The organism is Methylobacterium guangdongense, assembly GCF_038442355.1.
Taxonomy (GTDB): Bacteria; Pseudomonadota; Alphaproteobacteria; order Rhizobiales; family Beijerinckiaceae; genus Methylobacterium; species Methylobacterium guangdongense.
Genome location: NZ_JBBXMX010000002.1, coordinates 44885 through 65046, shown reverse-complemented (window position 1 = coordinate 65046; position 20162 = coordinate 44885). Strand labels below are relative to the sequence as shown.

General features: G+C 71.6%; 16 protein-coding genes and 1 pseudogene. 7 read left to right on the top strand and 10 right to left on the bottom strand.

The features are described 5' to 3' along the window. Positions 1–105 precede the first annotated feature (105 nt). A complete protein-coding gene (locus tag AAHG09_RS04050) occupies positions 106–489 on the bottom strand; it encodes a response regulator (protein WP_091719055.1) in 384 nt (127 codons plus the stop codon). Positions 490–781: 292 nt separating this feature from the next. Between AAHG09_RS04050 and AAHG09_RS04045 the strand changes: the two genes are divergently transcribed. Together AAHG09_RS04045 and AAHG09_RS04040 are read left to right on the top strand one after the other, a co-directional pair. Continuing rightward, positions 782–1768 carry a bifunctional riboflavin kinase/FAD synthetase gene (locus AAHG09_RS04045; protein WP_342105558.1) on the top strand — a complete coding sequence of 329 codons (987 nt, stop codon included), beginning with the start codon at positions 782–784 and terminating at the stop codon, positions 1766–1768. Between the two features lie 74 nt (positions 1769–1842). Then, positions 1843–2061 (top strand): DUF2093 domain-containing protein, encoded by a 219-nt coding sequence (locus AAHG09_RS04040; RefSeq protein ID WP_342105557.1) that lies wholly within the window; start codon positions 1843–1845, stop codon positions 2059–2061. A 3-nt stretch (positions 2062–2064) separates the two neighbouring features. On the opposite strand, the gene lpxK is transcribed toward AAHG09_RS04040, so the two are convergent. The 3 genes from lpxK to AAHG09_RS04025 all read right to left on the bottom strand — a co-directional run bounded on the left by lpxK (position 2065) and on the right by AAHG09_RS04025 (position 5274). Further along, complete coding sequence (lpxK, locus tag AAHG09_RS04035) at positions 2065–3048, bottom strand: tetraacyldisaccharide 4'-kinase (RefSeq protein WP_342105556.1); 984 nt, start codon at positions 3046–3048, stop codon at positions 2065–2067. Continuing rightward, positions 3048–4379: a 3-deoxy-D-manno-octulosonic acid transferase gene (locus AAHG09_RS04030; RefSeq protein WP_342105554.1), complete on the bottom strand. Its 1332-nt coding sequence runs from the start codon at positions 4377–4379 to the stop codon at positions 3048–3050. The genes lpxK and AAHG09_RS04030 overlap by 1 nt, the downstream gene beginning before the upstream one ends. A gap of 109 nt (positions 4380–4488) precedes the next feature. Continuing rightward, a complete protein-coding gene (locus AAHG09_RS04025; protein ID WP_342105552.1) occupies positions 4489–5274 on the bottom strand; it encodes a lysophospholipid acyltransferase family protein in 786 nt (261 codons plus the stop codon). Between the two features lie 294 nt (positions 5275–5568). Between AAHG09_RS04025 and AAHG09_RS04020 the strand changes: the two are divergent. Further along, a pseudogene (locus tag AAHG09_RS04020) lies at positions 5569–6060 on the top strand (VIT1/CCC1 transporter family protein); the annotation flags it as partial. Between the two features lie 89 nt (positions 6061–6149). Beyond that, positions 6150–7058 carry a metallophosphoesterase family protein gene (locus AAHG09_RS04015; RefSeq protein WP_342105550.1) on the top strand — a complete coding sequence of 303 codons (909 nt, stop codon included), beginning with the start codon at positions 6150–6152 and terminating at the stop codon, positions 7056–7058. A 5-nt stretch (positions 7059–7063) separates the two neighbouring features. On the opposite strand, the gene AAHG09_RS04010 is transcribed toward AAHG09_RS04015, so the two are convergent. Beyond that, a complete protein-coding gene (locus tag AAHG09_RS04010) occupies positions 7064–7213 on the bottom strand; it encodes a hypothetical protein (protein ID WP_342105549.1) in 150 nt (49 codons plus the stop codon). A 307-nt stretch (positions 7214–7520) separates the two neighbouring features. Between AAHG09_RS04010 and AAHG09_RS04005 the strand changes: the two genes are divergently transcribed. After that, positions 7521–8912: an amidase family protein gene (locus AAHG09_RS04005; RefSeq protein ID WP_342105548.1), complete on the top strand. Its 1392-nt coding sequence runs from the start codon at positions 7521–7523 to the stop codon at positions 8910–8912. Between the two features lie 425 nt (positions 8913–9337). On the opposite strand, the gene AAHG09_RS04000 is transcribed toward AAHG09_RS04005, so the two are convergent. From AAHG09_RS04000 to AAHG09_RS03985, 4 genes are read right to left on the bottom strand one after another with little or no spacing between them, the layout of a single operon-like run. Continuing rightward, positions 9338–10471 (bottom strand): M20/M25/M40 family metallo-hydrolase, encoded by a 1134-nt coding sequence (locus AAHG09_RS04000; RefSeq protein WP_342105547.1) that lies wholly within the window; start codon positions 10469–10471, stop codon positions 9338–9340. Then, entirely contained in the window at positions 10468–11940 is a 1473-nt protein-coding gene (locus AAHG09_RS03995; RefSeq protein WP_342105546.1) for a M81 family metallopeptidase, read from the bottom strand. The genes AAHG09_RS04000 and AAHG09_RS03995 overlap by 4 nt, the downstream gene beginning before the upstream one ends. A gap of 32 nt (positions 11941–11972) precedes the next feature. Further along, positions 11973–14534, bottom strand: coding sequence for a penicillin acylase family protein (locus AAHG09_RS03990; protein WP_342105544.1), 2562 nt, complete (start codon positions 14532–14534; stop codon positions 11973–11975). Beyond that, the gene (locus tag AAHG09_RS03985; protein WP_342106191.1) at positions 14531–16075 is read right to left on the bottom strand and encodes an acetolactate synthase large subunit; all 1545 of its coding nucleotides are present in this window, start codon (positions 16073–16075) and stop codon (positions 14531–14533) included. The genes AAHG09_RS03990 and AAHG09_RS03985 overlap by 4 nt, the downstream gene beginning before the upstream one ends. A 212-nt stretch (positions 16076–16287) precedes the next feature. Between AAHG09_RS03985 and AAHG09_RS03980 the strand changes: the two genes are divergently transcribed. Beyond that, positions 16288–17901, top strand: a complete 1614-nt coding sequence (locus tag AAHG09_RS03980) for an ABC transporter substrate-binding protein (RefSeq protein ID WP_342105543.1) — start codon at positions 16288–16290, stop codon at positions 17899–17901. A 4-nt stretch (positions 17902–17905) separates the two neighbouring features. Then, positions 17906–19297, top strand: coding sequence for an amidase (locus AAHG09_RS03975; RefSeq protein ID WP_342105540.1), 1392 nt, complete (start codon positions 17906–17908; stop codon positions 19295–19297). A gap of 41 nt (positions 19298–19338) precedes the next feature. On the opposite strand, the gene AAHG09_RS03970 is transcribed toward AAHG09_RS03975, so the two are convergent. After that, a complete protein-coding gene (locus AAHG09_RS03970; RefSeq protein WP_342105539.1) occupies positions 19339–20043 on the bottom strand; it encodes a sigma-70 family RNA polymerase sigma factor in 705 nt (234 codons plus the stop codon). Positions 20044–20162: the final 119 nt, after the last annotated feature.

Below are 20162 nucleotides of genomic sequence, written 5' to 3'. Positions count from 1 at the left end.
CTCCTGAGATCGGCATCCGTCCGGATCACCCGCGCCGCGGGCGAGCGTCTTTCGACGCGTCGACGAGACGGCTGGACGGCGCGGGGAGCGTGTCATCGATCCCAATCAGCTGCCGCAGACGGCTTCGATCTTCGATTTCAGCGTCGCGGCGTTGAACGGCTTGACGATATAATTGTTCACGCCCGCCTTCTTGGCGGCGATGACGTTCTCGGTCTTCGATTCGGCCGTCACCATGATGAACGGCGTGGTCCGAAGATTTTCGTCGGCGCGCACGTGCCGGAGCAGCTCGTACCCGGTCATCGGCTCCATGTTCCAGTCGGAGATCACGAGGCCGTACTTGCGGTCCTTGAGACGCGCAAGAGCTTCCGTACCGTCAGAAGCGTCATCGACCTCCTCGAAGCCGAGCTGCTTCAAAAGATTGCGGATAATGCGGACCATCGTCTGGTAATCGTCGACAACGAGGATCGGCATGCTCAAGTCGAGAGCCATCGAACCACTACTCCGTAATTGCCCGGCGGGAAGCCGCGGCGGCTCCCGGAAAGATTAACGCTTCGCTAAGGCTGCAATTTAGCTGCGCCGCACGTCATTTTAAATAGCGCTTGCGCATTGCGAAGCCGTTAATTGACGCCGGCACCGCATAGCTTGGCAGGGTGTTGCCCCGCCGCACCCGACCCTCGCTTGACCCTCCGGGCGCCTTTCGGCAGGGTCCGGTCGCGTCGGACCCCCAGCCAGCACGGCCTGCGATCCGAATCCGACCATCCGAGTATCCGACCCCGACACAATGGCCCCAGGCGACGACACGGCGGCGCGGTCCTTCACCATCTGCCGTCCCGACGCGCCGGTCCCGCCGGCGCTCGCGGGGGCCGTGGCGGCGATCGGCAATTTCGACGGCGTCCATCTCGGCCACCGCGTCCTCGTCGAGAGCGTGCGGGCGGCGGCCCGGGACGCCGGGCGGCCCGCCGTGGTCCTGACCTTCGAGCCGCATCCGCGGGCCTACTTCACCCCCGACGCGCCGATGTTCCGCCTGACCAGCCTCCCCGCCAAGGAGATCGTGTTCCAGCGCCTCGGGCTCGACGGGGTGATCGTGCGCCGGTTCGACGGGGCGCTCGCCGCCACGGGGGCGCGCGCCTTCGTGGTCGACTTCCTGAAGGGCTCGCTCGGCCTGTCCGGCGTGGTGGTCGGCCACGATTTTCATTTCGGCCGTGGCCGCGAGGGCACACCCGCGATCCTGGCCGACCTGTGCCGGGAGGCGGGCCTGAGCTGCCGCATCGTGGCGCCGGTCGCCCTCCCCAGCGAGGCCGAGCCGGTCTCGTCGAGCGCCATCCGCGCGGCGCTCGCCGCGGGGGACGTCGCCCGGGCCAACGCCCTGCTGGGCTATCGCTGGTTCGTTCTCGGCCCCGTCCGCCACGGCGACAAGCGCGGCCGGCAGCTCGGCTTCCCCACCGCCAACGTGATGCTGACCGATTGCAGCCTCGCGCACGGGATCTACGCGGTGCGGGTGCGCCTCGCCTCGGGTGAGTTCCGCGACGGCGTCGCCAGCTACGGCCGCCGCCCGACCTTCGACGACGGGGCGCCGCTCCTGGAGACCTACCTGTTCGACTATGCGGGCGATCTCTACGGGCAGGAGATCGCCGTGGAGTTCGCGGGCTACATCCGCGGCGAGGAGCGGTTTGCCAGCGCCGACGCGCTGGTCGAACGGATGCACATCGACGCCGATGCGGCCCGGTCCCTGCTGGCGCGCGATGAAACCCGGTCCATGCTGGACTGATTCCCAAGGCGATCGGTGGGGGATCGCCGGCCGCGCCGATCGTGTAGAAGGGCGGCATCGAGCAGGAGGCGGACGTGCTGGGTCGTTACGAGCGCGCGAACAACGGCGAGGCGGTGGTCGAGTACGGCGACGGCACGATGCGGGTGATCAAGCCCGGCAGCTTCGTGCGCTGCGCGGTGACCGGTGAGCCGATCCCCCTCGACGCCCTGCGCTACTGGAGCGCGCTGCGCCAGGAGGCCTATTCCTCCCCCGAGGCGATCCTGAAGCGGCTGCAGGAGACCGGCCGGCCCTGACCGTCACGGGGTCCCGGTCAGCGCCCGCACGAGCTGGCGGCGCAGGGCCCCCGGGTCGTCGAACGCGAGGCGCACGCGCAGCACCCGTACCCGGGCCGCGAAGGCGGCGGGCAGGCGCACCGCGTCCTTCTCGGTCGTGACGAGCACGGCATCGCGCCGGTCCGCCTCCGCGGCCAGAGCGGCCAGTTCACCGTCCCGATAGGCGTGATGATCCGGGAAGGCGCGTTTTGCGGCGATCACCGCGCCCGCCTCGGCCAGGGTGGCGAAGAACTTCTCCGGGCGCCCGATCCCCGCGAAGGCCACGCAGCGCCGATCCGCCCAATCCTCCGCCTCCCGGACGAGGCGCGCCCGGTGGACCGGCAGGCCCCGGCCCTCGGCCGCCCGCGCGATGGCATCGCCCGGCGCGCCGTCGCCGATCACGATCAGGCCGCCGACATGCCGCCATTGCCGGGCGAGCGGCGCCCGCAGCGGCCCCCCCGGAAAGGGCAGGCCGTTCCCGAGGCCGACCGGCGCATCCACCACGGCGAGGCTGAGATCCTTCGCGAGGGCAGGGTTCTGCAGCCCGTCATCCATCACGATGACGTCGGCCCCGACCCTCCGGCACAGGGAAGCCCCCGCCGGCCGGTCGCGCGCCACGATCGTGGGCGCCCGGCGGGCGAGCAGCAGCGGCTCGTCGCCGACCGCCGCGGCGGCGTGCCGTTCCGGATCGACCTGCACGGGACCGGCCTCCCGTCCGCCATAGCCGCGGGACAGGAAGGCCGGCCTGCGCCCAAGCTCGGCGAGCAGCGTCGCGACGGCGAGCGCCGCGGGCGTCTTGCCGGCACCGCCGAGGGTGAAGTTGCCCAGGCACAGGACCGGACAGCCCGGCCGCACGCCCGCCCGGTCCATGCGCCGGGCCACGAGCGCCCCATAGGCCGCCCCGGCGGGCGCCAGGATCCGCGCCAGCGGGTGATCCGGGCCGGAGGTCCAGAAGCCCGGCGGCCGCATCAGGCCCGCGCGAGCGGGCGCACGCGGCCGCCCCGATCGAGGCGCTGCAGCTTCATCTGCGCGACGAACGGGTCCAGCACCGCGAGGGTGCGGGCCACCGCCCCCTCGAAGGGGCGCAGGGCGCTCTGCCCGGCCTGCGCCATCGTGGCGAGCCGGGTCTGATCCGCGAGAAGTTCCCCGGCGATCGCGGCCAGCTCGACCCCGTCCTGCACCGGCACGGCCCCGCCGGCGCGGTCGAGCGCCTGGTAGACGGCGCCGAAATTGTCGGTGTGCGGCCCGTGCAGCACCGCCGTATCGAGGCGCACCGGCTCGATCGGGTTCTGGCCGCCCCGCGGGACCAGCGAGCCGCCGAGGAACCCGAGGGGAGCGAGGCGATAGAACAGGCCCAGCTCACCGATCGTGTCGGCGACGTAGATGTCCACGGACGGGTGAGGCCGTCCGCTGGCGGAGCGCCGGGCGCTGCGCAGGCCCAGGGTGGCCGCGCACTCCACCACCTCGGCGCCCCGGGCCGGGTGCCGCGGCGCGATCAGGGTGAGAAGCTGCGGGAACCGCTCCTTCAGCAGCGCGTGCGCGTAGGCGATGACGGATTCCTCGCCCGGGTGGGTGCTGGCCGCGATCCAGATCGGCCGGCCGGCGACCATTGTGCCCAGATAGGCGAGTTGCTGCGGATCGGCCGGGGGCACCGGCGCGTCGAACTTCAGGTTGCCGGAAATGCTGACCCGGGGCGCACCGAGCGTGGCGAAGCGGGCGCCGTCCTCCTGGGTCTGGCTGAGGCAGATCGCGATCCGCGACAGGAGCGCCTTGGCGGTGCGCGGGCAGCGCTCCCAGCCGCGGAACGAGCGCTCCGACATGCGGCCGTTGACCAGGATGAGCGGGATCTCGCGCTCGTCGAGCGCCAGGATCATGTTGGGCCAGATCTCCGACTCGGCGACGACCGCGAGGTTCGGCTGCCAATGGTCGAGGAAGCGCGCCATCCAGCGCGGGGCGTCGAGGGGCATGTACTGATGGACCGCGCCGACCGGCAGGCGGGCGCCGATCAGGTCGGCGGCCGCGCGCGTTCCCGTGGTCACCAGCACGGAGAAGCCGCGGGCGATCATGCCCTCCACGAGGCCGATCAGCGACAGGGCCTCGCCGACGCTGGCGCCGTGCATCCACACCAGCGGGCCGACCAGTCGCGCCCGCCCCGGCAGGCCGCGCCGCTCCGGAAGCCGCCGCGGATCCTCCTTGCCGCGCTGGGCCCGCCACGCGAGGAGACCCGACAAGGCCGGCTCCCCGATCCACAGGCCGGCCCTGTAGGCCTGCAGCGGCAGGGTCACGGAGGGGCGCCTCATACCCGTGGCCCCCGACGCGTCAGGGGCGTTCCGCCGCTCGGGCGGCGACGCGCCTCCGCGCTGGCCGACGGCCGGAAATCGCATGCCTTGACGTCTGCGGCCGTCGGTTTCATGCGGCGTCTCCCACCGGCGCGGCGGCCTCGACCGCGGGCGCCTCGCGGTAGAGCGCCGCCCGGTCGGCGCGCCCGACCAGGGCGTAGGCGCGGGCATGGACCCGGTTCATCTCGGCCTCGACGAAGCGCCGCAGCGTCTCGAAGGCCTCGCCGGCGCTGTCGCGCGGCACGTAGACCGGATCGCCCAGCACGATCGCGCCGCGCCCGAACGGCAGGCCGAGGCAGGCGCGGTCCCAGGACTTGAAGCGCAGGTGCCGGCTCGTCACCACGGCGGCCGGCACGATGGGGCGGCCCGAGAGGCGCGCGAGGGTCAGGATGCCGGCATCGCACCGGCGCGACACCTTCGGCACATCCGCGCTGAACGCCACGGACTCGCCGTCCTTGAGCGCGCGCAGCATGGCCCGCAGACCCTCGGCCCCGCCCTTGGCCCGCACATCCGTGGCCCGGCTCCGGCCGCGGGCGCCGGAGGCCCGCATCACCCGCACGCCGAGCCGCTCCAGCGCGAGGGTGTTGATGTTGCCGTCGACGTTGCGCGAGATGATCGTGGCGACCCGGTCGGTGGGCCGGCGCATCAGCGGCATCATGATGTGCTGGCCGTGCCACATGCCGATGATCAGCGGCGTGCGCGCGTCGATCCAGGCGTTGGCCTGCCGGGCGGTCACGTCGCCCGCCTGGATCGTGAAGCGGTTGGTCCGCCGCACCAGGCGCAGGTAGGCCGCCGCGAGACGGCCGAGGAGGCGCTGCACGGCGGGTCGACGAAGGAAACGCTTGCCGAGGCTCATGTCACGCCTGGGATGGCTGGGCCGCCATCCGCTCAGTTCCGGATCGAGATCGATCGCACATGCTCTAGCCCCCGCGCATGAGACGAGACAATCGGCCCGGATCACAACTTGCGCGCTAACGCGCCGACGCCGCCGCCGGACCGGGGCGACGCGGATGCTCCTGGGGCACGGCGAAAACACGGCGGGACACCTTGTTTAGATTTATTCCAGACTATAGATTGGAATCGATCCAAATAAGGAACGCCCCTGATGACAGCCGTCCTCGAGAGCACCGCCGCGCTGGCCGCGGAGGCCCGCCGCGCCTTCGTCCTGCGCTACGTGCAGCCGGGCCTCGCGGGCCTGATCGACGGTTCGGTCTCGACCCTCGCGCCGATCTTTGCGGCGGCCTTCGCCACGGGTCACAACACCGCGACCTTCCTGGTGGGGCTCGCGGCCTCGGTCGGGGCGGGGATCAGCATGGGGTTCACCGAGGCCCTGTCGGACGACGGCAGCATCACCGGTCGCGGCGATCCCTGGATCCGCGGCCTCGTCTGCGGCGCGATGACGACGCTCGGCGGCCTCGGCCACACGCTGCCCTACGCGATCCCCGACACGCTGCCTGCGGGCTGGCCGAACCCCTTCTGGCTCGCCACGAGCCTCGCGGTGCTGGTCGTGGTTGTGGAGCTCGTCGCGATCGCGGCGATCCGCACCCGCTACATGGCCACCCCGTTCCCGCGCGCGGCCCTGCAGGTCATGCTCGGCGGCGCCCTCGTTCTGGGCGTGGGGATGCTGATCGGAAGCGCGTGACCGGCGGCGCTTGACGGCGGCGCCCGCGCCCGCGATTCGAGGGCTGTTTCCCGGCCGGTCCCGGCCCGTCCCGTGCGTGATTCCCGGCGTTGACCTTCCGCCTCGCCCATCTCAGCGACCCGCATGTCGGCCCCCTGGGCCGGGTGCGCCTGCATCAGCTCATCGGCAAGCGCGCCACCGGCTACGCCAACTGGCGGCGCGGCCGGTCACGCAGCCACGACATGACGGTGCTGGAGGCCCTGGTGGCCGACCTGAAAGGGCAGGGGGCGGAGCACGTCGCCTGCACGGGCGACCTGTGCAACATCGGCCTGCCGAGCGAGTGGGCCACCGCGCGCACGTTCCTGGAAGCCCTGGGCACCCCCGATTCGGTGAGCTTCGTGCCGGGCAACCACGACGCCTATGTCCGCGGCTCCCTGGAGGGGCTGCTCGACGCCTGCGGCGCCTATACGGGCGACGATTCGGGATCGGTGGGCCGCTTCCCCTACCTGCGGCGGCGTGGGCCGCTCGCCCTGGTCGGCCTGTCGAGCGCCATCCCGACGAAACCCTTCGTCGCCACGGGACGCCTCGGCGCGCCGCAGCTGGCCGCGGCCGAGTCCCTGCTCCGGGCGCTTGCCACCGAGCCGGGCCGGCCGTTCCGGGTCGTGATGATCCATCACCCGCCGCAGCCGGGCGGCGCGGCGGCGGGCCGCGAGCTGACCGACGCGGCGGCCTTCACGGCGATGATCGGGCGCGCGGGTGCGGACCTGATCCTGCACGGCCACAACCATGTGACCAGCACCGCCCGCATCCAGGGGCCCGACGGGCGCGGCGTCCCCGTCGTCGGCGTGCCGTCAGCCTCGGCCCGGCCGGACGGGCACGGGGCGATCGCCACGCGCCGGGCGTCCTACATCGTGTACGCGGTCGCCCGGGCGGGGGACGGCTACGCGCTCGAGGCGCGGCGCCGGGGACTGAGCGCCGAGGGGACGATGTGCGACCTCGGCCCCGTCGATGTCGCCTGATCCGATCAGGCGGCGGCTGGGCGCCGCTGCCGGTTGAGGCTGGCCTCGTAGCGCTCGGCCTGAAGCCGGGTCAGGCCGCAGATCACGGCCAAAGTCCCGCGATACACGGTGTACGTGCCGTCATGCGTCGGCTTGACGCGAATCACCTCTGCCATGGGTCTCTTCCTGTGTTGGAGGTTACTTGCCGTGGACTGAGGAGATCGTTCCTCCCTCATGATTGGGCCTGTTGAACGCGCGAACAAGGCCAGGTTATCGATCGAACGGACCGTGGCAAGGACCGGATACGGTTGAATGCTTAGGTATTTCCGCTGCAACGCGGCAAATCGTTGACGCGGCTGGCAATCCGCCAATGCCGAAAAAAGCGGCGGATGGCGTGCATTTTGAATACGCTGATGCCACCCCGCCCGGCGACGCGAATCGGGGGCGGATCTGGCCCGATCGGGGCGCGCGAAAGGAATTCCGATGCAGCTCTGGCGTCTGACGGCGACCGACCTCGCGGCCCTGATTCGGAGCGGACAGGCCTCGGCCCGGGAGGTCGCGCAGGCGGCGCTGGACCGGCTGGACGCCGTCAACGGCCGGATCAATGCCGTGGTCGAGCATCGCCCGTCCGAGGTGCTGGAACAGGCCGACGCGATCGATGCCGCCCGTGGCCGCGGCGAGACCCTGGGTCCGCTGGCGGGCGTGCCGGTGACCGTGAAGGTCAACGCCGATCAGCGCGGCTTCGCGACCACCAACGGACTGCGGCTCCAGCGCGATCTCGTGGCCCGGGACGACAACCCCGTGGTGGCCAATCTGCGCCGGGCCGGCGCGGTTCTGCTCGGGCGGACCAACACGCCCGCCTTCTCGCTGCGCTGGTTCACCACCAACCAGATCCACGGCGACACCAAGAACCCGCGGGATCCGGCCCTGACGCCGGGCGGCTCGTCGGGCGGGGCCGGGGCCGCGGTGGCGGCCGGGATCGGGGCGATCGCCCACGGCACCGACATCGCCGGCTCGGTGCGCTACCCGGCCTATGCTTGCGGCGTCCACGGCCTTCGCCCGAGCCTCGGCCGCATCCCGGCCTGGAACCCGTCCTCGCCGGAGCGCGGGATCGGGCCGCAGCTGATGGCGGTATCGGGGCCGCTCGCCCGCAGCATCGCGGATCTGCGTCTCGGGCTGGCGGTCATGGCGGCCCCCGATCCGCGCGATCCCTGGTGGGTGCCGGCGCCGCTGGTGGGTCCGGAAGTCCCGCGGCGGGTCGCCCTGTGCGTCCGGCCCGGAGGCCTTGCCGTCGTGCCGGAGGTGGAGGCCGCCCTGCGGGACGCGGCCCGCCGGCTGGCTGAGGCCGGCTGGACGGTAACGGAGATCGCCGACACGCCCCCGATCCGCGAGGCGAGCGAGCTCCAGCTCCAGCTCTGGCTGGGCGACGGCTACGCGGCGGTCCGCGCGGCAGCGGAGCGCGAGGGCGACCCGGCGGCGATCGGCCTGCTCGAGAGCTTCCGCGGGCGGGCCGAGGCGATGAGCCCCGACGCCATCGCCAAGGCTCTGACCCGGCGGGCAACGCTCGCCCGGGACTGGTCGCTGTTCCTGGCCGAGAACCCGGTGCTGCTCGTGCCGGTCTCGGCCGAATTGCCGTTCCCGGACGGGCTCGACCGGACGGAGGCGGGCGTGGCCCGGGCCTTCGAGGCGAACCTCCTCCAGGTCGGGCTGGCGCCGCTCGGGATTCCGGGGCTGACGGTGACCACGGGCCTCGTCGGGCGCACGCCCGTGGGCGTGCAGCTCGTGGCGGCCCGCTACCGGGAGGACCTGTGCCTCGCGGCCGGCGCGGCGATCGAGGCCGCCGGGGTGCCGGAAATGCCGGTCGACCCGGCTTGAGAGACTGTTCAACCCTGGGTTTCCAAAGGGCTTCAGCCCTTTGGCGGGTTCTGAGGGCGGAGCCCTGAGCTGCTTGGCCCTGAGATGTTAACCAGGGCTCCGCCCTGGACCCGCGAAAGGGCTCGCCCCAGCCCTTTTAAGGTGTTTGAAGCTGTACTATCGCGTAGGAGCGCTGCCCCCCAGGCGCAGCGCTCTACCCGAAAACACTTTCTCGTGCAGTGGCTTGGTCGCTCCTCGACGATGCTGTTTCGGAGCGCGCCGTCCGGGATCAGCCGCTCGGGCGTAGAACGGCCGCGCTAAAGGCTCAGCCGCGCGCGTTGAAGCAGGCAAGAGAGAAGGGCCTGATTTCGTTCACAAGAAGCGCTCGCCCCTGCCCCGACTAAACACCTTAAAAGGGCTGGGGCTCGCCCTTTCGAAACCCCGACTCACGCCGCCCCGAGGCTCGCCAGCAGCGCCGCGAACAGCCGGGCCCGCTGCGGCAGCGTCTCGATCAGCACGTGCTCCTCCAGGGTGTGGTAGCCCTGGCCGAGGGGGCCGAGACCGTCCAGCGTCGGGATGCCGTTGGCACCCGTGAAGTTGCCGTCCGAGCCGCCGCCGGCGCTCCGGTGGGGCAGGGGGTGGCCGAGCGCCTCGCTCAGGCGCCGCGCCGTCTCGTACAGGGCCAAGCCGCCGGCATCGGGCTCCCAGACCGGCCGGGTCACGCCCCGGGTCACCGAGAAGCGGACGCCATCCTCCTCCCCCGACAGGGCCAGCATCCGCGCGACGCCGCGGTCGAGATCGGCCTGGCGCTTGGCCATGCTGAGGGCCTGCCCGCGGCAGAGTGTCGGCACGCAATTCACCCACTGCCCGCCGGAGACGATGCCGGTTGAGAAGGTGCAGTCGGCATCCGACAGGGCGTCGATGGCGAGGATCATGCGCGCCATGGCGCGGATCGCCGAGCGGCCCTCGTGGGGCGAGGACCCGGCGTGGCTCGGGCGGCCGGTCGCCTCCAGATCGAAGCGCGCGATGGCGTAGCGGCCGGTCACCACCCCGTTCTCCGGCTGGCCGGGCTCCGGCACCAGCACGAAGGCGTGGCGGGCGGCCTCGGCCTCGATCAGGTCGCGGGTCGAAGGGCTGCCGACCTCCTCGTCGCCGGTGAACAGCACGGTGATCGGCAGCGGCGTTTCGATCCCGGCCGCCGCGAGTGCCTGGATCGCCGCCAGCGCGATCACGTTGCCGCCCTTCATGTCGAGGATGCCCGGCCCGTAGGCGCGCTCGCCCTCGATCCGCCAGGGCAGGGCGCCGAGCGTCCCCACGGGGTGGACGGTGTCGAGATGGCCGAGGATCAGGATCCCCGGCACGTCCCGGCGCGGATGCGCGAAGCGCGCGCGCACGCAATCGCTCAGGCCCATCCGCCCGGGGATGGTCTCGACCCGCGCCCCCAGGAGGGCGAGGTCCCGGGCGGCCACGCCCATCATCCGGTTGACCGCGGCCGCGTCGTAGGTCGGGCTCTCGCACTCGACCCAGGGGCGCAGCGTCGCGAGGATTCTGTCCGCGTCGAGGTGCAGGTCCGGGATCATCGGGCGGCTTGCTCGGCGAAAGGATCGGCAACCCGCGGCCAGTAGGCGCCCGAGCGCTTCGTGTAGGGGATGGCACCGTAATCCGGCGGGACCGCCCCGGGCGCCGCCACGTAGCGGACCTCGCTCGCGATGGGCGCGAAGGCGGCGTAGAAATGCTGCATCGACTTCACCACGACGATCCGCTTGTCGTCGAGGGAGAGCCCGAGTCCCGTGAAGGCGTCGGGCGCGAAGGCCTGCTGGCGCTTCTGGGTCAGCACCACGTGGATCCCGTCGGCCTCCACCCAGGCGGCGGAGCCGAGCTGCGCCCGGCCCCCGCTGAGGCCGGTCTGGCTGTGGTCCTCCGAGAGGCCGCGCACGGTGACCCGCAGGTCGACGGGATCGCCCGAGGTCACGCCGCACTTGCCGCCCATGCGGAGCGTGAAGGTCGCCCCGAGCCCGGCCTCGTGGCAGATCCCGACCGCGCCGGGGTCCCAGATCAGGCCAAGGGCGACGTCCTTGATGCCGCGCTCGGCGAGGCGGGCGAGGATCGCGGTGTTGTCCGAGGGCGCGCCGGCGCCGGCATTGTCGGCGAAGTCGGCGAGCACCATCGGGCGCGGGTCGTTTGAGGCCAGCGCCGCATCGATGGCGGCGTCGATCGTGTCGCAGCGGCTCGCCGCCTCTTCCCGCATCGCCCAGATTGCGGCGGCGAGCTCGTCGGCGAGCGCCTGCGCCTTGCCGGCATCGCCGTCGGCGACCACGAGCATCTTCGCGCCGACATCGGCCACGTCGCCCCAGGGGAAGCCGTGCCCGAAGGAGACCGACAGGATGCCGTTCTTCCCCTCCAGTGATTCCATCCGGCGCACGAAACCCGCCACGGGCTCGCGGCTGGTGCGCCACATGTTGACGATCCGGCAATCGGCATAGGCCATCACCGGCCGGATTTCCTTCGCGACCGTCCGCACCACCAGCGGATAGAGGTCCCGGGCGCGGTCGACGATGTCGGTGTGCGGGTATTCCTTGTAGATCACGATGACGTCGGCGCTTTGGCGCATCGTCTCGGTGAGGTGGCAGTGCAGGTCGAGCTCGACGCCGATTACGGCGTCCGGCCCGACGAGGGCGCGGACCCGCTCCAGGGTGTCGCCCTCGCAATCGTCGTAGCCCTCGGCCACCATGGCGCCGTGCATGAACAGCAGCACCGCGTCGACCGGCAGGGCGGCCTTCAGATCCGCCAGCAGGGCGTCGCGCAACTCCTCGTAGACGGCCCGCAGGGTAATCCCGCCGGGCTGCGCGAAGGTCGAGAGGCTTTCGACCACATCGTGGCCGTCGGCCTCGGCGAGCTCCCGCCACGCCTTGAGGCCGATATTGCTGAGGCTCGGCGGGTTCCGCGTGCCGTCCCGGCGGGCATAATCGGCGTGGAAGGCCGCGCGGCCCGTGGGCAGCGGCGCGAAGGTGTTGGTCTCGGTGGCCAGTCCGGCGATGAAGATTGTCAAGGTCGTTGTCCCACTCCGTCCCGGCCGCCCGGTCAGGCGGGGCTCAAGGCGATGATCGTCTCGGTGGCGGCGTCCACGGCTTCGCGGCCGTAGAGCATCGGCACATGGTCCTGGCGGCCCCAGACGGGAGCCAGGTCGGCGTAGTGCGGGCTGCCCGGGTCCCCGGACTGGCCCGGCACGTTGATGAAGACCGAGCGGTCCCAGTCCCCCACGTCCACGATCATGCGGAACGAGGCGCCGTGGGTGAGCCGGAACGTGTCGGTCCGGTACTCCGCGTGCATGACCGATGCCGCGGCCCCGCCCACGGGCAGGGGGCCGACATTCCAGGCCTGATCGGGTCGCAGGACGGAGAGGGGATGGGCGAACAGGGCGTGGTGCAGGCCGCCCCAGGACCAGCCGTTGTGGGAGTCGCACTCGCCGAGCCGCGGGGCTCTCTCCTCCCCCTTGCGGGGAGGAGTTGGAGGTGGGGGTGGTTCAGGATCGAGCGACGCGGTGCCTTCTGCACCACCCCCACCCCTGGCCCCTCCCCGCAAGGGGGAGGGGAAAAGCGCTGTTTCTTGAGAGTTTTGCCGCTCGTCGGAAAGGGGCGTCTCCGCCGCGAGCCGCCCCATCGGGTCCGCCCCCATTCGCTCCAGGCAATCCCGGAACGCGGCTCCGAGGGTGTCCGCCAGCAGCTTTTCGCGGGTCCCGGTGTCGAGACCGGCCTCGAGCCGCTCGATCAGACTCTGCGTGTCGCCGGGCGGCAGGAGGCGGCGGGTGCCGGCATCGGGCACGAACGCCTTCAGCAGGGCCGGGCGCAGGTGATGCACCCAGAGCAGCTCGATGAGCGCGGCGGCGGCCGAGTCCGGGGCCAGCGTCCCGTCGAACGATTCCAGCAGGGCCTGGGCCGAGGCCAGATCGGGATCCGAGGCCGGCGGCAGGGCCCGGACCAGTTCGGCGAGCCGCAAGGCGGGCTCGGAGAACGCATCGCCCTGGAGCGCGCGGGAATCCTCCAGGCTGTGCCGGGTCTGCCCGCCCAACACCGCGCGGATGCGCCGGGCGCGCCAGGGCTCGGCCCATTCGAACCCGACCTTGTGCGCCTCGACCGGGAAATCCGGCGGCAGGTTCATCTCGTTGGCGGTGGCGAGCCAGCCCGCCTCCGGATCGAGGCTCCGGGGCAGGGCGCCGGGATCGTGGAAGCCCGCCCAGTCGTAGCGGCCGTCGCCCGGCACCGGCAGCAGCCCGTCATGGGCCGGCCGCACCGGCGCCTTGCCGGCCATGAACCACGCGATCCGCCCCGTGGCGTCGGCGTAGAGCTGGTTCACCGAGGGCGCCGACCAGTGGCGCAGGGCCTCGCCGAACGCCTCCGGCGTGGTGGCGTCGAGATAGGCGAGGCTGCCGAGATAGGCGGCAGCGCCCGGCTCGGACCAGACGGTCCGCAGCGCGAAGGCCCGGCCCCCCGCCTCGCGGATCACCGGCCCGTGCCGGGTGAAGCCCAGGACCACGGTCTCGTCCGGCGCAGCCCGCACCGGGATTTCTTCGGAGATGCGCTCGATCGGCTCCCAGCCATCGCGATAGCGGTAGCGATCCGGGTCGTCCGGGTCGGTCTCGCAGACGAACAGATCTTCCTGGTCCATCGGCGCGATGGTCAGGCTGAAGGCGGCGTGGCCGTTATGGCCGATCGAAATCCCGGGGAGCGCCGGCTCGCCGGCCCCGATCACGTCGAGGCCCGGCGCCGTGAGATGGACGGCGTAGCGCAGGGACGGCTGCAGGTAGATCCGGTGCGGGTCGCTCGCCAGGATCGGGCGGCCGGTGTCCGTTTGGGACGGACCCACCACCCAGTTGTTGGAGCCCTCCGCCGGCTCCTTCGGGGCGGCGCGTGGGCCGCGGGTCACAGCGCCGTGCGCGTCGACCTTGCTCCAGGCCCAGGCCTCGTCGCGGGTCGCGGCCAGCCGTTCGGGCGAGAACCCGACCGGCGCGGTGGCGAGGCGAAAAGCGTCGAGGAGATCGTCCGGCCAGTCGGCGGCACCGAGCCCGTCCGGCACCACCGGATCGTGCGGCGGGCTGATCCGCTTGCGCAGGTCGTCGGCGGCGAGCCCGGCCTCCCGGGATTCGGCACGGGCCAGCACCCGGGCGCGGGCAACCTCGGAGAGGACGTTGCGCACCAGACCGTGGCTGCGGATGCGCACCACATCCTCCGGCTGCCAGCGGGCCGGGCGCGTCTCGGTCAGGGCGAATTCAGGCGGCAGCAGCTCGTGCCGCGCCGCGGTGAGCGCCACGTAGGCGTTGAGCCCATCCACGAAGGCCGTGACGATGGCCTTCGTGTCCTGCGGCCCGTAGGTGGCCCATTCCGCCGCCAAGTCACCGCGATAGAGGAACAACCGGGCGGCGCGGTCCTGGGCGAGGTAGCCGGGCCCGAAATCCGCCGCCAGCAGGCCGAGCCCGCGCTTGCGCCAGAGGTCGAGCTGCCAGAGCCGGTCCCGCGCCGCGTTGAAGCCCTGCGCCCGGAACGCGTCGAGGGTCGAGCCGGCGCGGATATGCGCCAGCCCCCAGCGGTCCACCCGGATCTCGGCCGGACCCGCGAGGCCGGGGAGGGCGTAGGTGGCCTCGCTCACAGGGCCACTTCGATCAGGTGCGGCCCCTTGTGGGCGAGCGCGTGCTGGAACGCCTCGATGAACGCCGCAAGCGTCTCGACGCGCTGGCCCTCCACGCCGAACCCCTTGGCCAGGCTCACCCAATCCACCGCCGGATCGTCGAGGCTCAGCATGCCGAGCGCCTTCGGGCCGGGATTGTGGGCGCCGACATTGGTGAGTTCCGCCCGCAGGATCGCGTAGGACCGGTTCGACCAGACCAGCGTCACCACGTCGAGGTGCTCGCGGGCCTGGGTCCAGAGCGCCTGGACGGTGTAGAGCCCGCTGCCGTCGGCCTGGAGGTTGATGACCTTGCGGTCAGGGCAGGCCACGGCGGCGCCGGTCGCCATCGGGATGCCGAGCCCGATCGAGCCGCCGCTGAGCTGGAGCCACGTGTGGGGCGCCGCGTCCCGGGTGAGGGCGAAGAAGTTGCGGCCCGTGGTGATCGACTCGTCGCAGATCACCGCGCCCTCCGGGATCAGCGCGCCGAGCACCTGCCCGATCGTGTCCTGATCGAGGGGACCCGACGTCGGCAGCGTCGGACGCGGTCCGGCGGCGATCGGCTCGGCGGGCGGGGCGCCGACGGCCTCGGCCAAGCGCTCCAGGGCGTCGATCTGGTCCTCCTCGGGGGTGGCCAGGGTGATGGTGGACGAGCCCTCCGGCGCCAGCAGGCTCGGCTTGCCCGGATAGGCGAAGAAGCCCACCGGCGGGGTCGCGCCGATCAGGATGATGTGGCGGAAGTCCTTCAGGGCCGCGATGCCCTGATCGATCGGGTAGGGCAGGCGCTCGATCGGCACGGTGCCGGCGCCGCGGTCGATCCGTGAATTCGACGTCATCGCCATCAGCTGCGCGCCGGTCTTGCGGGCGATCCGGTCGGCGACGACCCGGCCCTCGTTCCGCACAGCCCGGTCGCCGAGGTGCAGGAGCACCTTATCGCCGCTCTGCAGCGCCTTCACCGCCGCCGCGATCGCATCGTCGCCGGCCTTCGCCCGCTCAGGGATCGCCGGCACCGGCGCGGGCCCGGTGCCGGGATCCCAGGCGGTGTTGGCCGGCAGGATCAGGGTCGCGACCTGACCGGGGGCGGTGCGGGCGGCCGCGATGGCGGCGGCGCCGTCCGGGCCGATCTCGGCGGCGCTCATCCCGGTGCGGACCCAGGACGACATCGGCCGGGCCAGCCCCTCGATGTCGGAGGTCAGCGGCGCGTTGTACTCCCGATGGTAGGTCGCGTGCTCGCCGACGATGTTGACCACCGGCGTGCGCGCCTTCTTGGCGTTGTGCAGGTTGGCCAGACCGTTCGCGAGGCCGGGCCCGAGATGGAGCAGGGTCGAGGCCGGCTTGTCGGCCATGCGGGCGTAGCCGTCCGCCGCGCCGGTCGCCCCGCCCTCGAACAGGAACAGCACGCAGCGCATGCCCTCGACCCGGTCCAGGGCGGCCACGAAATGCATCTCGGAGGTGCCGGGATTGGTGAAGCAGACCTCGACCCCGCCCTCCACGAGGGTTCGGACCAGGCTCTCGGCCCCGTTCATGGCGGCCGGCATCCCATCGCTCACGGGCGTCTCCCCTCTCACTGGCGGCCTCGGCGGCACCATGGATTCTGTATTATCGTGACGCCGCCGCGGCCGAGCGCAAGGGGCTGCCGGTGACATTGTCCCTTCGCCGGACGCGGGCATGATGGCCCCGTCTGGCGCGGGACTTGCCGGGGGCGAGCCGCACCTTCCACGCGTGAGGTCTGATGAAAATGCGCCGCCTGATTGCCGCCGCCCTGGCTGGCTCCGCTGCCTTGACCGGACCCGTCGTCCTGGCGGGTCCCGCCAGCGCCGAGAGCGTGCTGCGCATCGCCATGACGGCCTCCGACATCCCCACCACCACGGGGATGCCGAACAACGGCTTCGAGGGGATGCGCTTCCTCGGCTACCCGATCTTCGAGGGGCTGGTGCAGTGGGACCTGAAGAGCACCACCAAGCTCGCCGGCATCATGCCCGCCCTGGCCGAGCGCTGGGAGCAGGACCCGAACGACAAGACGATCTGGACCTTCCACCTGCGCCAGGGCGTCAAATTCCATGACGGCACGCCGTTCAACGCCGACGCGGTGATCTGGAACCTCGACCGCTACTTCAAGAACGACAGCCCGCAATTCGAGCCGCAGGGCGCCGGCATCTCCCGCGCCCGGGCGCCGCTGGTCGGCAGCTACAAGAAGATCGACGACGCCACCGTCCAGATCACCACCACGCAGGTGGCCTCGTACTTCCCCTACATGGTGGTCTACCTGCTGTTCACCTCGCCGGCCTCCTTCGAGAAGGCGGGCCACGACTGGAACAAGGTCGCCACGCTGCCGGCGGCCGGGACCGGGCCGTTCAAGATCACCCGCGTCGCCCCGCGGGAGGCGGTCGATCTCGCCAAGTTCGACGGCTACTGGGACCCGAACCGGATGGCCAAGGTCGACAAGGTCCGGCTGCTGCCGATCCCGGAGGCCAATGCCCGGGTGGCGGCCCTGCGGTCGGGCCAGGTCGACTGGATCGAGGTGCCGGCGCCCGACGCGATTCCGTCCCTGAAGCAGGCGGGCTTCACCATCACCACGGGCTCGTACCCGCATGTCTGGCCCTATATCTACAACATGGGCGCGAAGGACAGCCCGCTGAAGGATGTCCGCGTCCGGCAGGCGCTGAACTACTGCATCGACCGCGCCGGCATCGTGGAGCTCTTGAACGGCACGGCCGAGCCGGCCTCCGGCTGGCTCAACGACAAGGACCCGAATTTCGGGTCGCCGAAGAACCGCTACACGTTCGACGCCGCCAAGGGGAAGGCGCTGCTGGCCGAGGCCGGCTACACCGATGCCAAGCCCCTGAAGCTCAAGGTGATGATCTCCTCCTCCGGCTCGGGCCAGATGCTGCCGATGCCGATGAACGAGTACCTGCAGGAGAACCTGAAGCAGTCCTGCAACGTCGAGCTGAGCTTCAACGTGGTCGAGTGGCAGGTGCTGCTCAATTCGAGCCGCGCGCTGCCGGATGCGCAGAGCCTGCAGGGCTCGATGGCGCTCAACGTCTCCTCGCCCTCCTCGGACGCCGCCGTGATGGCGCGCTACTTCGGAAGCGACCGCTTCCCGCCGTCCGGCTTCAACTTCCCCAACTGGAAGGACGATCAATTCGACGCCGCCCTCAAGGCACTCGCCGAGACCACCGACGCCAAGGTGATCGACGCGCAGACCAAGGTCGCGCACGAGCGCCTCGTCGACAATCCGCCGTGGCTGTTCGTCGTCCACGACCTCAACCCGCGGGGGATGTCGAAGAAGATCCACGGCTTCGTGTCGCCCCAATCCTGGTTCGTCGACCTCACCCTCGTCAGCGTGCAGTAATCCGATGTCCGATCTCGATCCCGTCCAGGCCTCCGCGGCCGACCTCGCCCGGGCGATCCGCGCGCGCAGCCTCTCGCCGGTCGATGCGGTCGACGCGCTGCTCGGGCGCATCACGCAGCTGGAGCCGAAGCTGCAGGCCTTCACGGAGGTGTTCTCCGGGGATGCCCGCCTCGCCGCCGAGGGGGCGGACCGGGCGATCCGCTCGGGCCACGCGGTGGGGCCGCTCCACGGCGTGCCGGTGGTGCTCAAGGACCTAATCGATCTGGAGGGCCGGATCACCATGGGCGGCTCGGCGGCCCATCGCACACGGCGGGCCGAGCGGACCGCGACCATCGCCCGGCGCCTGATCGCGCAGGGCATGATCGTGCTGGGCAAGACCCATACGGTCGAGTTCGCCTATGGCGGCTGGGGCACCAACCAGCATCTCGGCACGCCCTGGAATCCCTGGGATTCCGAAGTTCCGCGGACTCCAGGCGGGTCGAGCAGCGGCACCGGCGTCGCGGTGGCGGCCCGGATGGCCCCCTGGGGCATCGGCACCGATACCGGCGGCTCCGTGCGCCTGCCGTCCGCCTTCTGCGGCCTGACCGGGCTCAAGGTGACGGTCGGACGGGTCTCGACCTGGGGGATCGTGCCGCTCTCGACGACGCTCGATTCCCCCGGCCCGCTCGCCCGCACGGTGGAGGACGCCGCGCTCCTCTACGAGGCGATCTCCGGCCCCGATCCGCTGGATCCGACGACGCGCGGCGTCCAGCCGGACGCCCCCTGGTCCACCCTCGACCGCGGCGTGCGCGGCCTGCGCCTCGGACGCATGCCGGCGATCGAGCGGGAGGGCGTGGCCGCCGACATGCTGGCCGCCTACGACGACGCCCTCGACCGGCTGGCCCGGCAGGGCGCCGAGATCGTGGACGTCGCCCTGCCGTTCCGCTTCAGCGATTGCGTGGCGATGACCGCGATCACCAACGCCGAGGCGTATTTCTTCAACGGCACGCTGGCGGAGGACCCGTCGGCACAGCTCGGCGACGCCGTGCGGGCGCGAATCCTGGCCGGCGCCAAAGTCTCGGCCCAGGACTATCTCGGCACCCTCCATCGGCGCGCCGCGATGAAGCAGGCCTATGCCGAGGCGACCGCGGGAATCGACGCCCTGCTGACGCCGACGACGGAAACCGCCGCCGTGCCGCTCGCGACGGTCGACGAGGCGCATCTGCCCTCGCGCTTCACCCGCTTCGGCAACCTGCTCGATCTCTGCGCCCTGGCGCTGCCGAACGGCTTCACGGCCGACGGGCTTCCGCTCTCGCTGCAGATCGTCTGCCGCGGCTATGACGAAGCGACGGCGCTGCGGATCGGGCAGGCTTACCAGCAGGCCACCGCATGGCACCGGCGCCGGCCGCCGATGTAAGGGCCTGATCCGATCGACGGATCGGGCCGACGGCATCGCCCTCAGGCGGCCGGGATCTGCCCGGCCACCACCGTGCCGAGGGTGCCGAGCAGGGAGGACCGGGCCCGGCTCACCCGGCTCTTCACCGTGCCGACCTGGCAGCCGAGCTTGCTCGCCGCCTCCTCGTAGGTGTGGCCCTCGGCGCCGACCAGCAGCAGCGCCTGCCGCTGCGCCGCCGGCAGGCCTTCGAGGCGCGCCCACACGACCTTGAGGGTGCTGGCATCCTCCTGATCGGCGAGGCTCGTCATCTGGCCCGCATGGGTCCCGTCGACATCCTCGATCTCGCGGCGGTGCTTGCGCAGCTCCGAATAGAACTGGTTGCGCAGGATCGTGAACAGCCACGCCGTGAAGTTCGTGCCGGGACGGAACCGCGCCTGGTTGGCCCAGGCCTTGACGAAGGTCTCCTGGACGAGGTCGTCGGCGCGGTTGACGTCCCCCACGAGCGACAGCGCGAAGGTGCGCAGGGCCGGCAGCGCCTTGATGATATCGCCGCGGAAGTCGAACGGCACGGTCTGGCCATGGGCGGCAACCGCGATCTCGAACCGCGCGACCAGATCGTTCAGTTGCGCCGGCAGCGGCTCCTGCTCGACGAGCTTGAAGTAGTCGCGGATGGGCAGAGCGAGGTGCTGGCCGATGGCCGCGGCGTAGCCGTTGGCCGTCCGGTCGCCCTCGGCCTCGGTCCGAGGCTTCGCGGCATCTTCGATCATGAACGCGTCCTGATCTCGAAACTGGTATACTGGAACTGATCTAACGTCCGTACCGGTGCAAATATGAACCGATACCAAACGCTCCCAACTGAATTGGAAGACAGGGGCAACGTGGTCAT

Bases quoted from the DNA above. Each gene is read 5' to 3' on its own strand.
- AAHG09_RS04050 (WP_091719055.1), bottom strand. From the start codon at position 489: ATGGCTCTCGACTTGAGCATGCCGATCCTCGTTGTCGACGATTACCAG.
- AAHG09_RS04045 (WP_342105558.1), top strand. From the start codon at position 782: ATGGCCCCAGGCGACGACACGGCGGCGCGGTCCTTCACCATCTGCCGT.
- lpxK (WP_342105556.1), bottom strand. From the start codon at position 3,048: ATGCGGCCGCCGGGCTTCTGGACCTCCGGCCCGGATCACCCGCTGGCG.
- AAHG09_RS04030 (WP_342105554.1), bottom strand. From the start codon at position 4,379: ATGAGGCGCCCCTCCGTGACCCTGCCGCTGCAGGCCTACAGGGCCGGC.
- AAHG09_RS04025 (WP_342105552.1), bottom strand. From the start codon at position 5,274: ATGAGCCTCGGCAAGCGTTTCCTTCGTCGACCCGCCGTGCAGCGCCTC.
- AAHG09_RS04010 (WP_342105549.1), bottom strand. From the start codon at position 7,213: ATGGCAGAGGTGATTCGCGTCAAGCCGACGCATGACGGCACGTACACC.
- AAHG09_RS04005 (WP_342105548.1), top strand. From the start codon at position 7,521: ATGCAGCTCTGGCGTCTGACGGCGACCGACCTCGCGGCCCTGATTCGG.
- AAHG09_RS04000 (WP_342105547.1), bottom strand. From the start codon at position 10,471: ATGATCCCGGACCTGCACCTCGACGCGGACAGAATCCTCGCGACGCTG.
- AAHG09_RS03985 (WP_342106191.1), bottom strand. From the start codon at position 16,075: ATGAACGGGGCCGAGAGCCTGGTCCGAACCCTCGTGGAGGGCGGGGTC.
- AAHG09_RS03980 (WP_342105543.1), top strand. From the start codon at position 16,288: ATGCGCCGCCTGATTGCCGCCGCCCTGGCTGGCTCCGCTGCCTTGACC.
- AAHG09_RS03975 (WP_342105540.1), top strand. From the start codon at position 17,906: ATGTCCGATCTCGATCCCGTCCAGGCCTCCGCGGCCGACCTCGCCCGG.
- AAHG09_RS03970 (WP_342105539.1), bottom strand. From the start codon at position 20,043: ATGATCGAAGATGCCGCGAAGCCTCGGACCGAGGCCGAGGGCGACCGG.